The organism is Bacteroides sp. f07 (genome assembly GCF_042854785.1).
Taxonomy (GTDB): Bacteria; Bacteroidota; Bacteroidia; order Bacteroidales; family Bacteroidaceae; genus Bacteroides.
This window is the reverse complement of record NZ_BAABXI010000002.1, coordinates 571,423-587,590: the sequence shown is the minus strand read 5'-3', so window position 1 is coordinate 587,590 and position 16,168 is coordinate 571,423. Positions and strand designations below refer to the sequence as shown.

Annotated in this window: 10 protein-coding genes and 1 tRNA gene; 8 read left to right on the top strand and 3 right to left on the bottom strand. The window is 45.2% G+C overall.

Features of this window, described 5'->3' with window-relative positions; all coding sequences use genetic code 11:
* The first annotated feature begins 32 nt into the window (after nt 1-32).
* The 5 genes from ACGHVY_RS17305 (at nt 33) to ACGHVY_RS17285 (ending at nt 5,718) form a co-directional block, all read left to right on the top strand.
* The gene (locus ACGHVY_RS17305) at nt 33-2,678 is read left to right on the top strand and encodes a DNA gyrase/topoisomerase IV subunit A (RefSeq protein WP_308744506.1); all 2,646 of its coding nucleotides are present in this window, start codon (nt 33-35) and stop codon (nt 2,676-2,678) included.
* The gene (locus ACGHVY_RS17300; protein ID WP_390600203.1) at nt 2,678-3,541 is read left to right on the top strand and encodes a DUF3316 domain-containing protein; all 864 of its coding nucleotides are present in this window, start codon (nt 2,678-2,680) and stop codon (nt 3,539-3,541) included. The genes ACGHVY_RS17305 and ACGHVY_RS17300 overlap by 1 nt, the downstream gene beginning before the upstream one ends.
* Nucleotides 3,542-3,590: 49 nt before the next feature.
* Nucleotides 3,591-4,613: a S41 family peptidase gene (locus ACGHVY_RS17295; RefSeq protein WP_390600200.1), complete on the top strand. Its 1,023-nt coding sequence runs from the start codon at nt 3,591-3,593 to the stop codon at nt 4,611-4,613.
* A gap of 73 nt (nt 4,614-4,686) precedes the next feature.
* Nucleotides 4,687-4,768, top strand: a tRNA-Leu gene (locus tag ACGHVY_RS17290).
* A 59-nt stretch (nt 4,769-4,827) separates the two neighbouring features.
* Nucleotides 4,828-5,718 carry a PfkB family carbohydrate kinase gene (locus ACGHVY_RS17285; RefSeq protein WP_390600198.1) on the top strand — a complete coding sequence of 297 codons (891 nt, stop codon included), beginning with the start codon at nt 4,828-4,830 and terminating at the stop codon, nt 5,716-5,718.
* Nucleotides 5,719-5,800: 82 nt separating this feature from the next.
* Here ACGHVY_RS17285 and ACGHVY_RS17280 read toward each other — a convergent pair whose 3' ends face one another.
* From ACGHVY_RS17280 to ACGHVY_RS17270, 3 genes are all read right to left on the bottom strand, one after another.
* Complete coding sequence (locus tag ACGHVY_RS17280; protein WP_390600195.1) at nt 5,801-6,163, bottom strand: hypothetical protein; 363 nt, start codon at nt 6,161-6,163, stop codon at nt 5,801-5,803.
* 4 nt (nt 6,164-6,167) lie between these two features.
* Entirely contained in the window at nt 6,168-6,977 is an 810-nt protein-coding gene (locus tag ACGHVY_RS17275) for a hypothetical protein (protein ID WP_390600194.1), read from the bottom strand.
* A 308-nt stretch (nt 6,978-7,285) separates the two neighbouring features.
* Nucleotides 7,286-8,923 (bottom strand): tetratricopeptide repeat protein, encoded by a 1,638-nt coding sequence (locus ACGHVY_RS17270; RefSeq protein ID WP_390600192.1) that lies wholly within the window; start codon nt 8,921-8,923, stop codon nt 7,286-7,288.
* A 264-nt stretch (nt 8,924-9,187) separates the two neighbouring features.
* Between ACGHVY_RS17270 and ACGHVY_RS17265 the strand changes: the two genes are divergently transcribed.
* Genes ACGHVY_RS17265 through bglX form a run of 3 tightly spaced genes read left to right on the top strand, consistent with a single transcriptional unit; the run spans nt 9,188 to nt 16,137 of the window.
* On the top strand, nt 9,188-12,253 hold the full coding sequence (locus ACGHVY_RS17265) for a SusC/RagA family TonB-linked outer membrane protein (RefSeq protein WP_390600189.1): 3,066 nt from the start codon (nt 9,188-9,190) through the stop codon (nt 12,251-12,253).
* A 12-nt stretch (nt 12,254-12,265) separates the two neighbouring features.
* Nucleotides 12,266-13,795: a RagB/SusD family nutrient uptake outer membrane protein gene (locus tag ACGHVY_RS17260; protein WP_390600186.1), complete on the top strand. Its 1,530-nt coding sequence runs from the start codon at nt 12,266-12,268 to the stop codon at nt 13,793-13,795.
* A 32-nt stretch (nt 13,796-13,827) separates the two neighbouring features.
* Nucleotides 13,828-16,137, top strand: a complete 2,310-nt coding sequence (gene bglX, locus ACGHVY_RS17255; protein ID WP_390600183.1) for a beta-glucosidase BglX — start codon at nt 13,828-13,830, stop codon at nt 16,135-16,137.
* Nucleotides 16,138-16,168 lie beyond the last annotated feature (31 nt).

Here is a 16,168-nt window from a genome sequence, read left to right as displayed (position 1 = left end):
ATTTGTTGTAAAAGCAAAGCGAAGATTGATATATGAGTGACGAAATTAACGAGATACCGGAAGAACATTCAGACTACAAACCGGCGGACGCGCGGGACGAAAACGTAAAACATCAACTGACAGGCATGTACCAGAACTGGTTTCTGGACTATGCTTCGTATGTGATTCTTGAGCGCGCTGTTCCCCACATTAATGACGGTTTTAAACCTGTTCAGCGACGTATCCTGCATTCTATGAAGCGTCTGGATGACGGACGATATAACAAAGTTGCCAACATTGTGGGACACACCATGCAGTTCCACCCGCATGGTGACGCTTCTATCGGAGATGCCCTGGTGCAGCTCGGGCAGAAGGATTTGTTAATCGACTGCCAGGGAAACTGGGGTAACATCCTCACCGGAGACGGTGCCGCCGCTCCCCGTTATATCGAAGCGCGCCTGTCCAAGTTTGCTTTGGATGTTGTTTTCAATCCCAAGACTACCGAGTGGAAACTGTCTTATGACGGACGAAACAAGGAACCGGTCACTCTTCCTGTGAAATTCCCGTTATTGCTGGCACAGGGAGTGGAAGGTATCGCCGTCGGACTTTCTTCCAAGATACTGCCACACAACTTCAACGAACTTTGTGATGCCTCTATCAGCTACCTGCGTGGCGAAGAGTTCCAGCTATATCCCGATTTTCAGACGGGTGGTTCCATTGATGTAGCCAAGTACAACGACGGAGAACGCGGCGGAGCTGTAAAAGTACGTGCGAAAATCAACAAGCTTGACAACAAGACACTTGCCATCACGGAGATTCCTTATGGCAAGACCACTTCATCCGTTATCGACTCCATCCTAAAAGCTGTCGAGAAGGGAAAAATCAAGATCCGTAAGGTAGACGACAACACGGCTGCCAACGTAGAGATATTAGTGCACCTGGCACCCGGAACGTCATCGGACAAAACAATCGACGCCCTCTATGCTTTCACCGATTGCGAAGTAAGTATCTCGCCCAACTGCTGCGTAATCGACGACAGCAAACCCCATTTCCTCACCGTCAGCAAGGTTCTGAAGAAATCTGCAGACAACACACTCGACCTGCTGAAACAGGAGCTGGAAATCAAGAAGGGCGAAATACTGGAAGCCTTACACTTCTCTTCTCTCGAAAAGATATTTATCGAAGAGCGCATTTATAAGGACAAGGAGTTCGAACAATCCAAAGACATGGATGCCGCCTGCACACATATCGACAACCGCCTGACTCCTTATTATCCGCAATTTGTCCGTGAAGTGACCAAAGAGGATATTCTCAAACTGATGGAAATCAAGATGGGACGTATCCTGAAATTCAACTCAGACAAAGCGGACGAACTCATAGCCAGAATGAAAGAAGACATCGCCGAAATTGACGACCATCTGGCACATATTGTAGACTATACCGTCAACTGGTATCAGATGTTGAAGAATAAATACGGCAAGAACTTCCCGCGCCGCACGGAACTGCGCAACTTCGACACTATCGAGGCCGCCAAAGTAGTGGAAGCGAACGAAAAGCTCTATATCAACCGCGAAGAAGGATTTATCGGAACTGCCTTGAAGAAAGACGAATTTGTGGCTTGCTGTTCGGATATTGACGATGTCATCATTTTCTTCCGTGACGGCAAATACCTTGTCACGCCTGTTGCCGACAAGAAGTTTGTGGGCAAGAACGTTCTTTACGTCAACGTATTCAAGAAGAACGACAAACGTACAATTTACAACGTGGCATACCGTGACGGAAAAGAGGGAACGACTTATGTCAAACGTTTCGCCGTAACTTCCGTAGTCCGCGACCGTGAGTATGACATCACACAGGGCACACCCGATTCACGTATCACTTATTTCAGCGCCAATCCGAACGGAGAAGCTGAAATCATCAAGGTTACGTTGAAACCTAATCCGCGTGTACGCCGCATCATCTTCGAACAAGATTTCAGCGAAGTGGGCATTAAAGGCCGACAAGCACGCGGTATCATCCTCACCCGTTTGCCGATACACAAAATCGCCCTGAAACAGAAAGGCGGTTCTACGCTCGGAGGACGTAAAGTATGGTTTGACCGCGACATCCTCCGCCTCAACTATGATGCCCGAGGTGAATATCTGGGTGAGTTCCAGAGTGAAGACACCATACTGGTTGTTCTGAACAACGGTGACTTCTACACCAGCAACTTCGACTTGAGCAATCACTACGAAGATAATGTAAGCATCGTTGAGAAGTTCGACCCCAACAAGGTATGGACCGCCGCGCTTTATGATGCCGACCAGCAGAATTATCCGTACCTGAAACGTTTCTGTTTTGAAGGTTCCAGCCGCAAACAGAACTATCTGGGTGAAAACAAAAATAACCGCCTCATCTTGCTGACCGATGAATACTACCCCCGCCTGGAAGTTGTATTTGGCGGACACGACAGTTTCCGTGACTCGTTGGAAATTGATGCAGAAGAGTTTATTGCTGTCAAAGGATTCAAGGCTAAAGGAAAACGCCTCACTACCTACACGGTAGAGACGATTAACGAACTTGAACCTACCCGTTTCCCCGAGCCCGAACAGCAACCGCAGGAAGAACCGGAAGAAGAGCCGGAGAACTTGGATCCGGACAGCGACAAAAGCGAAGGGGATATCATTGATGAAATCACCGGGCAGATGAAATTATTCTGATGAAGAAAAAACTAATATACTGGGGGCTGGCAGGATGCATCCTGTTCGCCCTCTGCACAAAATTACAAGCTCAGACCGACAGTCTGCAGGCTCATCGCTATGTAACACGTGCTACCATGTACGGTGTCGGATTTACTAATGTGTTTGACACCTATCTTTCGCCACAGGAATATAAAGGAATCGACTTCCGTGTTTCCCGTGAGACGATTCGGATGACCAAACTGTTTGATGGAAATGTTTCCGTACAGAATTTCTTTCAGGCAGATATCGGTTATACGCACAACCGTGCCGACAACAATAATACATTCTCCGGTTTGGTCAACTGGAATTACGGTCTTCATTACCAGTTCCGGCTGACAGAGAATTTCAAATTACTGGCAGGTGGATTGATAGATGCCAACGGTGGCTTTGTCTACAATCTCCGGAACACCAACAACCCCGCTTCCGCTAGAGCTTACGTAAATCTGGACGCTTCGGGAATGGCAATCTGGCATCTGAAAATCAAGCGTTATCCGATGGTGTTACGCTATCAGGTCAACTTGCCTGTAATGGGAGTGCTTTTCTCACCGCACTACGGACAATCCTATTATGAGATATTCTCCTTGGGCAACTCTAGTGGAGTGATTAAATTCACTTCCCTACACAACCAGCCTTCACTCCGGCAGATGCTTTCCGTTGACCTTCCGATAGGATATACAAAAATGCGCTTCAGTTATCTGGCCGATTTGCAGCAATACAAAGTAAATAATATCAAAACACATACCTACTCCCATGTATTCATGGTAGGATTTGTGAAAGACCTATACCGTATCCGAAATAAAAAAGGAACAGGTTCTTTGCCATCATCGGTAAGAGCTTACTAAGAGAACTAAAATTTAATGTTGAAATTTCAAAGCGTGAGAAATAACAAGAATGAAAAATAAGATTATACAACTACTTTTGCTAATCTGCTGCTTACCAGTACTGACCGGTTGCATTAGGGAGGATGAGTACGCCAATGATCCCATGGGCAACTTCGAGCAACTATGGAAGATCATTGACGAACAGTATTGTTTTTTGGAAGCAAAAGGAATTGACTGGGATGGCGTTCACGAAGAATACAGGAAGCTAATCATACCGACCATGTCCAACGATGACCTGTTCGATATTCTAAGCCAGATGCTGTATATCCTGAAAGACGGGCATGTCAATCTTTCTTCTGCCAAACGCACTTCTTTCTACGATGACTGGTATCAGGGATACGACTGGAACTACCGGGAAGATATTCTCTATCAAACTTATCTGGGTAGTGCCAGCAGTGGTTATTACACGGCTTCCGGACTGAAATACAAGATTTTCGATAATAATATAGGATATATCCGTTATGAAAGTTTCAGCGCCGGAGTCGGAAACGGCAACTTGGACGAGGTTCTCCTCTATCTGGCACCTTGCAACGGATTAATCATTGATGTACGCGACAACGGTGGTGGAAATCTGACGAACTCTACCCGCATTGCCGCCCGATTTACCAATAAAAAAACGCTAACCGGATACATCCAGCATAAAACCGGACCGGGACATAATGACTTCTCTAAGAAGGAACCGATTTATCTGGAACCATCCAGCAGTATCCGCTGGCAGAAGAAGGTCGTCATATTAACCAATCGCCGTTGCTACAGTGCGACAAACGATTTTGTCAATGCGATGCGCAGCATAGAAGATACAGAAATTATCCAGGTCGGTGACTGGACCGGTGGAGGTTCGGGACTTCCTTTCTCATCGGAATTGCCGAACGGATGGAGCATCCGCTTCTCTGCCAGCCCGCATTTCGACAAAAACGGACAACCGCTGGAGGAAGGTATCGCACCGGATATTGCCATCAATATGTCTGAAGCAGACCAGCTTAAAAAGAAAGATACCCTGATTGAAAAGGCATTCGAGATATTAAGTGAATAACTTTATCACCGAATTATTTGTCAAATCAGAAAATCTTCCTATCTTTGCACCGCTAAACAAAAAAGCTACATATGCGGATGTGGCGTAATTGGTAGCCGCGCCAGACTTAGGATCTGGTGCCGTGAGGCGTGTAGGTTCGAGTCCTATCATCCGCACAGAAATAAAACTAGAAGCCTTCAAGATACTCTCTTGAAGGCTTTTTAATTGATTGGATATGAATAAACATCAACTTTGCTGTATCGGTCACATCACACTGGACAAAGTGGTTACTCCACAAAACACGGTCTATATGCCGGGCGGGACTGCCTTTTATTGTTCGCACGCCATCCGTTGTTTCAATGATATTGACTACGCATTGGTGACAGCAGTCGGTGCTACCGAAATGAACGTAGTAGAACAACTACGCAAAACAGGCATTAATGTTACCGCATTGCCCAGCAAGTATTCGGTATATTTTGAAAATATCTATGGAGATAATCCAGACGACCGTACCCAACGTGTATTGGCAAAAGCAGACCCGTTCACCGCTTCCCAACTTAAAGAGATAGACGCAGAGATTTACCATCTCGGCTCCCTGTTGGCAGATGATTTCTCATTGGAGGTAATCAAAGAACTTTCCCGAAAAGGACTGATTGCGGTGGACTCACAAGGTTACCTTCGCGAAGTACGTGACACGCACGTGTATCCGGTAGACTGGACAGATAAACGGGAAGCACTTCAATATATCCACTTCCTCAAAGTCAACGAACACGAGATGGAAGTACTGACAGGTCTTGCCGACCCACACGAAGCCGCCCGCCGATTATACGAATGGGGAGTAAAAGAAGTGCTGGTCACACTTGGAAGCATGGGTTCCCTTATTTTCGACGGAACCGACTTTTACCGTATCCCGGCTTACCAACCCGAAAAAGTAGTAGACGCGACAGGATGCGGAGACACTTATACCATCGGCTACTTGTACCAACGGGTATCAGGTGCAAGTATCGAAAAGGCGGGACGCTTTGCGGCAGCTATGTCCACATTGAAAATTGAGAAATCCGGTCCTTTCAGCGGAAGCAAAGAAGACGTCATTCACTGCATGGAGGCTGCAAAAGAGATGTTTTAATCGTTCCTTTATTTATATGAAAAAACTTCAGGATCATTTTCAATCCTAAAGTTTTCCACTTAAAGCATATCAATATATAGAACTATCTATCAATTCTTTGTTTCATTATCAAAAAGTACGCACTTTGTAAAACAACACCCACAAAAATCACTTTTATAGCATTAACTTCAATGGAATGCTCACGTAAGACCTCTACAATTTTTAATGCACAAAATAGAGAAATAATAAACGTAGAAGAATACTGCAAAGCTTTTTTCCTAACTTCTAAAAATCGTTCATCTGTTCTCTTACAGCACCAAGGGAACAAACAAGCCAAACTAAAACCAACAGCAATAGATATTAAATCATCACATACAGATTGCCACATAAACAAGTCATATATTCCCCAAATAACCAGTAGAATGAGAATGATTATATCAGCCAAATTATCTTTTACATATTTCATAACACTATATATTTAACGTTTCATCATCTCCATTATAAACAGCAGTAGAAGTCTCTTCTGTACTATCATCGGCTTCTGATGAGGTACTATCTGATGTATCTACAGTCACTGTGCTGGGATCTAAGCATTTATCCAAGGAATAAGAGAAAGCTGCTCCCCAAATTACGCTCATCGCACCACAACATGTTAAACCCAACAAACCGCCAAGGCAATCAGCCGCTATAACCTTTCTATTATCAGAATTCCTTGTTGTCACAGGCTGCCAGTAGTCTGAAGAAGATTTAAAAATATTACTATACACAACTAAATACTCCCCACCTACATAACTCTTATATTTTTCTGCTAATAAACTTAATTCATAAGAAGAAAGAGTACAGTTCTCATCAGTAATCTCATAAAGAATGTGTTTAACCTCGTCGCATATTCCATTATTATTTTTAATTCTATCAAGAACCAAATCTAAGGAATTCTCATAAAATGCACTATCAATTTCCAAAGACATTACATCTTCAAAATCACTAATAGAGGTTTCACACAATGCTACCTGTTGCCCACTAATTTCATATTTTCCACTCGTAAACAATTCCTCTTTAAATGCATCATAATAAGTTGATATATCATTAGCGGGCACAGTAGTCCCTCTAGTTTGAGATGCGAAATAAGCTGCCAATAATTCATTATGAATATCACCTATATTTTCTATAGTAACAGACTTTTTCAGACCTTTGTTTACGGTATTCAAATCCTCTGATTCATGACAATTAATCAAAAGGAATGCACCTAAAATAGCAGAAATAAATACTTTGGTTTTCATGGTATTCTCTTTTTTAGTAATTCAAACAATTCATGAAAAGACTTTTCCAACCCTAAAAACTTTTCATATATATTCAAACTAAGATTCGTATCACCTCTCATAGATACTCAATCTTATTGAATTCTTCAGAATAACTTCCCAATGAAGTGTTACCATAGTTCCGGAACGAGTATATTTAAAGCCATTAATTGAAACAAATGAAGTCACTTTTCCTCTAATATCCAAGCAAAAGAGGTTACAATTTTAGTTACAAAACAAGATATAGAGATAGTTACATGATTGGAAGATAGAAATGCAATGCTTATTTATCAGCGGTCCTTATTAATAAGAAGTTCAAAAAGCTTATCACCTAATTTTTCTTTAATCCTACTCTTCCGGGTTTTAAAAGCTCCCTCAGAAATACCAGTACAGAGTAGTATCACATATTTCGGACAGTTTATCATCAAGAATATGCAATAAAGAATATCTTGTTTTGTCAGGCTGGTACACTGTGATTTCAAGTCAGCCATCAAATCACAGAAGTTCTCATAAAGAGATTCACAGATATTTTGACGTTCAGCAGCATTTAAATGAATCTTATGACGTAGCTCATCATTTTCAATCACATGAATTTTTCTATAAACATCACTTTCTTTGTACAATTTAAGGCACAAATATAATTTCATCTTAAAATATGTCTCAAAGTCCTCATTTTCGGGTTTTATAGGCTCCAAAGCTGCATTAGTATCCTCATCAAAAGATGTATTTTGTAAAATACCGGCTTTCAATCCATTCAGTTGTTTCTGCAATTTTATTATTTTATTTTTACTTATCCTGTCCTTCAATAGAAACACAAGGATAATCAAGACGCATAGACCACCCAGAGACAGTAGTTTAATTCTATTATTCAGAAATAATTGTTGTTGCATCAATTTTGCCTCATATCTACCCACCATTTTCTCAATTTCTAATGCATTAGTCGTTTCTTGTATAGAATCGGACAAAATAAGAAAAGAATCAACAGCAGCCATTGCTGCCGAAAAGTTCCCCTGTTGTCTTTCCAAATCATAAAGCTCATAGCAACTACCTGCACGACTATATATATAAGGAGATGTCTTAGCGATATTAAAATAGTAACGGGCAGAATCCACCTGGTTCATATGCTTCAAGATTCGTCCTTTCAGAAAATACCCTGCCCAAAGCCTATCCTTTGAAGGAGCAACAGCAATAGATAATGAAACGCACAAAGATGCTTTCTGAAAATCTTTCTTCTTTTCATAGATATGCGCCAAATCGCTTAATACTACATAACGCCAGCGCTTATCATCATATTTTTCGGCAATAGATAAAGCCTTTTGATAATACAAGAGAGAACTGTCCAACTGATTCTGAAAATGATGTATGACTGCCATTCCACGATAACCATAACAAAGTTCCATTTCATTATGCTGCTCACGATATACTTTACAAGCTTTCCAATACATATCTAGTGCATCTGCATACATATCCTGATCTTCATAACAAGCAGCCAGTTTTACATAGATTGCTCCCAAATATAAACCACCACACTTTTCCGGCATCACCTTTACAGCTTTCAGAAAAGCATTCACCGCAGCTTTCATTTTACGCATATCCTTATTAGCGCATCCCCAATAATAATACGCTTGCATTTCTCTCTCCTTATTTCGTCCTCCCGCATAATAATTCACAGCTTCACGGATTAATGAATCACTCGTCTGCCGTATTTGTAATTCATTCTGTACACGTGAATATAAGATTGCATAATCTGCTCTTTCTTTTCTCAAGAGTTTTCCGGGATAATTTATAGACTTAAGCATTGGCAGAGCACTATCCGGAGATGTTTGCATAAGCGAATCGGCACATTTCAAAAGAAATGATTCAGGGTTACTATCCTTCCGACAAGAAGATGTAAATAATGAAATAGCAACAAGACAAATCCAAATCATTATAAAACAAAACCTCATAGCATATGATTTATAGATAGGATTCGCAATTTAACAAATAAAATACAATCCCCCCAATATTATCCTTAAAATTATCTTACTACAAGCATCTTATCATAAACATCGTACCACAAAAAAACAAGTCCCCAATGTTAAAATCGAGCATTCTTTCTTTTTCCAAAATCTTTTTGGAGTCTAGTTTGTTTCCTTTGTTACTTTCGCCGGCGCAGACGGCAGAAAAAAAGACTTCAACCTAAATAGTAACAAATGGAAAAATTTAATGCAATGAGGACTAGATTTTTACAACATCTTCAGACAAAAACCATCAAGCTAAAGGGCGTCATTGCGCTCGCTTGCCTGCTACTGGCTTCCGCATCTGCCTTTGCACAGACAAAGACAGTGACAGGAACAGTGACAGATGCCGCCAATGAGCCGTTAATCGGCGCATCGGTACTCGTACAAGGAACTTCCACCGGAACTATCACAGATATGGACGGTAAGTACTCAATCTCTGTCACTCCGGACGACATACTGGTATTCTCATACGTAGGTATGACCACGCAGAGCATCAAGGTAGGGACACAGAACGTTATCAACGTCACCTTGAAAGAAGACTCGCAAGTACTGGCCGAAACAGTCGTTATCGGATATGGTAGCGCTAAGAAAAGAGACTTGACAGGTTCCATCACCAACATCAAAGGAGAAGAACTGGCCAACAAACCGGCGATGAACCCGCTTTCTTCCCTGCAAGGTAAGGTGGCAGGTGTACAAATCGTAAACTCAGGACGTGCCGGTGCCGACCCGGAAATCCGTATCCGCGGGACAAACTCCATCAACGGATACAAACCCCTCTACATCGTTGACGGACTGTTCAACGATAACATCAACTTCCTCAACCCTGAGGACATCGAATCTATGGAGATTCTGAAAGACCCGTCATCCCTCGCCATCTTCGGTGTACGTGGTGCGAACGGTGTTATCATCATCACCACTAAGAAAGCGAAAGAAGGGCAGACATTGGTCAATATAAACACGTCCTTCGGTTTCAAGAAAGTAGTGGATAAAGTAAAAATGGTGAACGGTTCACAATTCAAGGAACTGTATAGCGAGCAGCTTGCCAACCAAGGAGATGATCCGTTCGATTATACCGGATGGGACGCAAATACCAACTGGCAGGACGAGATTTTCCAAAACGCTTTTATCACCAACAACAATATCAGTATCACCGGTGCTTCACCCAAACACAGTTTCTACCTGGGTGTAGGTTACTCCTACGAACAAGGCAACATCGAGCATGAGAAATTCAGCAAGGTAACCATCAATGCCAGCAATGATTATAAAATCACAGACTTCCTGAAAGTCGGCTTCCAGTTCAACGGAGCACGTATGCTTCCCGCTGATTCCAAACAGGTCTTGAATGCGCTCCGTGCCACTCCTATCGCTCCGGTTTACAACAATGAATATGGATTGTACACTGCCCTGCCCGAGTTCCAGAAGGCACAAATCAACAACCCGATGGTAGACGTCGAATTGAAGGCGAACACTACCAAAGCCGAGAATTACCGTGCTTCGGGAAATATCTACGGCGAAGTGGACTTCCTGAAACATTTCAATTTCAGAGCTACCTTCTCCATGGACTACGCATCCAACAACGGACGTACCTACACTCCTATTGTCAAAGTGTACGACCCTACTGTCAATGGTGACATCGCCACTTTGGGAACAGGAAAAACAGAAGTCAGCCAATTCAAGGAAAATGAGACGAAAGTACAAAGCGACTATGTGCTGACATATACCAACAGTTTTGACAACGGCAACCATAACCTGACGGCCACCGCAGGCTTCACTACCTATTACAACTCACTGAGCCGGCTGGACGGAGCACGCAAACAGGGAGTCGGACTGATGATTCCGGACAACCCCGACAAGTGGTTTGTCAGCATCGGAGATGCCGCCACTGCCACCAACGGAAGTACACAATGGGAACGTAGCACTTTATCCATGCTCGCACGTGTCATTTACAATTACAAAGGCAAATACCTGTTCAACGGGTCGTTCCGCCGGGACGGTTCTTCAGCGTTCTCCTACACGGGCAACGAATGGCAGAACTTCTTCTCACTGGGCGGCGGCTGGCTGATGAGCGAAGAAGAATTCATGAAAGATATCAAGTGGCTGGATATGCTGAAGATTAAAGCATCTTACGGTACGCTGGGAAACCAGAACCTGGACAAGGCCTACCCTGCCGAACCGCTGTTGAGCAACGCTTACTCTGCCGTATTCGGCAAGCCTTCCATCATCTACCCGGGATACCAACTGGCATATCTACCCAACCCGAATCTCCGCTGGGAAAAGGTAGAAGCCTGGGAAGCCGGATTTGAGACGAACCTGCTCCGCAACCGTCTGCATTTCGAGGGTGTTTATTACAAGAAGAACACCAAAGACCTGCTGGCAGAAGTTCCCGGCATCTCCGGAACAGTTCCGGGCATCGGCAACCTTGGACAGATTCAGAATAAAGGTGTGGAAATGGCAGTAACCTGGCGTGACCAGATAGGCGAATGGGGATATACCGTCAGTGCCAACCTGACCACTATCAAGAACGAAGTAAAGAGCCTCGTGCAGGAAGGATATTCCATCATTGCCGGAGACAAGCAGCAGAGTTATACGATGGCAGGTTATCCTATCGGCTATTTCTACGGATACAAAGTGGCGGGAGTTTACCAGTCACAGGCCGACATCAACTCATCCCCTGAGAATACGCTTGCCACAGTCACCCCCGGCGATTTGAAATTTGCAGATGTCAACGGTGACGGCAAGATTACCCCGGAAGACCGTACGATGATAGGTAATCCTACCCCGAAAGTAACTTATGGTTTCTCTCTCGGAGTGAACTACCGCAACTGGTCGCTGGACATCGACATGATGGGACAAGGCGGAAACCAGATTTTCCGCACATGGGACAACTACAACTTTGCCCAGTTCAACTACATGGAACAACGTCTGGGACGCTGGCACGGTGAAGGAACCTCCAACAGCCAGCCATTGCTGAACTCCAAACATTCCATCAATATGCTGAATTCGGATTATTACATTGAAAGCGGTCGTTTCTTCCGCATCCGTAATGTACAACTGGCTTATGCATTTGACAAAAGCCTGCTCGCAAAAATCCGCCTGCAAGCTCTCAAAGTATATGTCAACATACAGAACCTGAAAACGTGGAAGCATAACACCGGATATACCCCCGAACTGGGCGGCACCGCCACCGCATTCGGAGTAGACAACGGCAGTTACCCTGTACCGGCAGTTTATACATTCGGAATCAACTTAACATTCTAAAACTATAATCATATGAAACTGGATAAATATATATTTTCAGCCCTTATTGCCGCTACCACACTGTTTCTGGGCAGTTGCAGCGACTTTCTCGACCGCAGTCCGCAAGGACAGTTCACCGAAGACGACAATCCCAACGCACTCGTCAACGGTAAGATTTACAATGTTTACACAATGATGCGTAATTATAACATTACTGCCGGGCCTCCCGCATTCGCCATCCACTGCTTCCGTTCCGAAGATTCGGAGAAAGGAAGTATAGCCAGCGACGGTTCCGACGTAGCGGAAATGTACGATGATTTCATATATACTGCGAACAATGGCCTGCTGGGCGCCTACTGGGGACAGAATTATGCCATCATCTACCAGTGCAATGACATTCTCAAATCCATTGCAGATAAAGAGACTGCCGGACAAACGGAAGCTGAAGATATTATCAACAAAGGCGAGGCCTCTTTCTTCCGTGCTTACTGCTACTTCAATCTGGTAAGGGCTTTCGGCGAAGTGCCTCTCGTGACGTACAAAATCAACGACGCTTCGGAAGCCAATATTCCGAAAACAACCGCCGATAAAATCTACGAGCAGATTGACAACGACCTGAAAACCGCTGAGGAATCACTGCCGGAAACGTGGAGCACCGAATACCTCGGACGCCTGACCTGGGGAGCCGCACGTTCCCTGCACGCCCGTACCTATATGATGCGCAACGACTGGAACAATATGTACACAGCCTCTACCGATGTCATTAAAAAAGGGCTTTACAATCTGAGAACCCCGTACAATGAGATATTTACGGACGAAGGCGAAAACAACGGCGGCTCCATCTTCGAACTGCAATGTACCGCCACCGCCGCCCTTCCTCAAAGTGATATTATCGGCAGCCAATTCTGCGAAGTACAAGGTGTGCGCGGAGCAGGTCAATGGGACTTGGGATGGGGATGGCACATGGCAACAGAATATATGGCGGAAGCCTACGAACAGGGCGACCCGCGTAAAAACGCCACCCTGCTCTACTTCCGTCATTCGGACGACGACCCGATTACTCCCGAGAATACCAACGAGCCTTACGGCGAATCCCCGGTTTCTCCGGCAACGGGCGCTTACTTCAACAAGAAGGCTTATACCGACCCGGCTTTGCGTAAAGAATATACCAACAAAGGTTTCTGGGTAAATATCCGTCTGATCCGTTATGCAGACGTATTGTTGATGGGAGCCGAATCCGCCAATGAAAAAGGCATCCCCGGCGAGGCCATCGACTATCTCGAACAGGTACGCGCACGTGCCAGGGGCACGAATACCAACATATTGCCAAAAGTAACGACTACCGACCAGGGAGAACTGCGTGAAGCCATCCGTCACGAACGCCGCGTGGAACTGGGCATGGAATTTGACCGTTTCTACGACCTGGTTCGTTGGGGCATCGCCAAAGAAGTGTTACATGCAGCCGGAAAAGTCAACTATCAGGACAAGAATGCCTTACTTCCATTACCTCAGACTGAGATAGACAAGTCCAAAGGAGTGCTGGTACAAAACCCGGATTATTAATATAACATGAAACAATAATATAATAGAACGATATGATAAGTAAAAAAACAATATTGTCACTTCTTCTTCTCGCTACCGGATTCCTGACTGCCACGGCACAAAAGTCGCCGCAGGATATGAACCGTTTCATCGACGTATTGATGAAGAAGATGACGCTGGAAGAAAAGATAGGTCAATTAAACCTTCCCGTCACCGGAGAAATCACCACCGGACAAGCCAAGAGCAGCGATATTGCCGCTAAAATCAAAAAGGGCGAAGTAGGCGGACTGTTCAACCTGAAAGGAGTGGAAAAAATACGCGAAGTACAGAAACAGGCAGTGGAACAATCCCGTCTGGGCATTCCGCTATTGTTTGGCATGGACGTTATCCACGGATATGAGACAATGTTCCCTATCCCGCTCGGTTTGTCTTGTACCTGGGATATGGCAGCCATCGAAGAGTCTGCCCGCATTGCAGCCGTAGAAGCCAGCGCCGACGGAATTTCCTGGACATTCAGCCCGATGGTGGACATCTCGCGCGACCCTCGCTGGGGACGTGTATCCGAAGGGAACGGCGAAGACCCGTTCCTCGGCGCCATGATTGCCGAAGCAATGGTACGCGGCTATCAGGGAAAGAACATGCAACGCAATGACGAAATCATGGCGTGCGTGAAACACTTTGCCCTGTACGGTGCAGGTGAAGCAGGACGTGACTATAACACCGTGGATATGAGCCGCCAACGGATGTTCAATGACTATATGCTGCCTTATGAAGCAGCCGTCGAAGCCGGTGTAGGCAGCGTAATGGCATCGTTCAACGAGGTGGACGGAATACCTGCCACCGCCAACAAATGGCTGATGACGGACATCCTTCGCGGACAATGGGGATTCAACGGCTTCGTTGTAACCGACTATACCGGAATTTCCGAAATGATAGACCACGGTATCGGCGACCTTCAGACCGTATCCGCCCGTGCCATCAATGCCGGAGTGGATATGGACATGGTCAGCGAAGGTTTCGTAGGAACATTGAAGAAATCCGTCGAGGAAGGCAAAGTATCTATGGAAACATTGAATACCGCCTGCCGCCTCATCCTGGAAGCCAAATACAAACTCGGTCTGTTTGACAATCCTTATAAATATTGCGACCCGAAACGTCCGGCACGCGACATCTTTACGAAAGCGCACCGTGACGCAGCCCGCAGAATAGCTGCCGAAAGTTTCGTCCTCTTAAAGAACGACAGCCCCGACGGAAACCCGAACGGGAATCCGTTATTGCCATTCAACCCCAAAGGGAATATCGCCGTTATCGGCCCGCTGGCCGACAGCCGCAGCAATATGCCGGGTACATGGAGCGTAGCTGCCGTGCTCGACCGTTGTCCTTCATTGGTAGAAGGACTGAAAGAGATGACCGCCGGAAAAGCGAATATCATGTATGCCAAAGGAAGCAACCTGATTAGCGATGCCGCCTACGAAGAACGTGCAACGATGTTCGGCCGTTCACTGAACCGTGACAACCGCACAGACCAGCAGTTGCTGGACGAAGCCTTGAACGTAGCCCGCCGGTCGGATATTATCATCGCAGCCCTCGGCGAATCTTCGGAAATGAGCGGTGAAAGCAGCAGCCGTACGGATTTGAATATCCCCGACGTGCAACAGAACCTGCTGAAAGAATTATTAAAGACAGGCAAACCGGTAGTACTTGTACTATTCACCGGCCGGCCGCTCACGCTGAACTGGGAACAGGAGCACGTACCTGCCATCCTGAATGTATGGTTCGGTGGTAGCGAAGCTGCTTATGCTATCGGCGATGCCCTCTTCGGCTACGTCAACCCGGGCGGCAAGCTGACCATGACTTTCCCGAAGAACGTCGGTCAGATACCTCTTTACTATGCGCACAAGAATACCGGACGCCCGTTGGGACAGGGCAAATGGTTCGAGAAGTTCCGCAGTAACTACCTGGATGTGGACAATGACCCGCTTTATCCGTTCGGATACGGACTTTCTTACACCACTTTCTCTTACAGTGATATTGACCTGAGCCATTCCAGCATGGATATGAACGGTTCACTGACCGCAGCAGTGGAAGTTACCAATACCGGCACATGGCCCGGCTCGGAAGTCGTGCAACTCTATATCCGTGACGTAGTAGGCAGCAGCACCCGTCCCGTGAAAGAGCTGAAAGGTTTTCAGAAGATATTCCTGCAACCGGGAGAAATGAAAATTGTCCGCTTCAAGATTGCACCGGAGATGTTGAGGTATTACAACTATGACCTGCAACTGGTAGCTGAACCGGGCGACTTTGAAGTGATGATTGGCACGAATAGCCGGGATGTGAAAACCGCTAAATTCACGTTAAACTAAACTTGTAGGCACGGTAATCCGTGCCTAATTT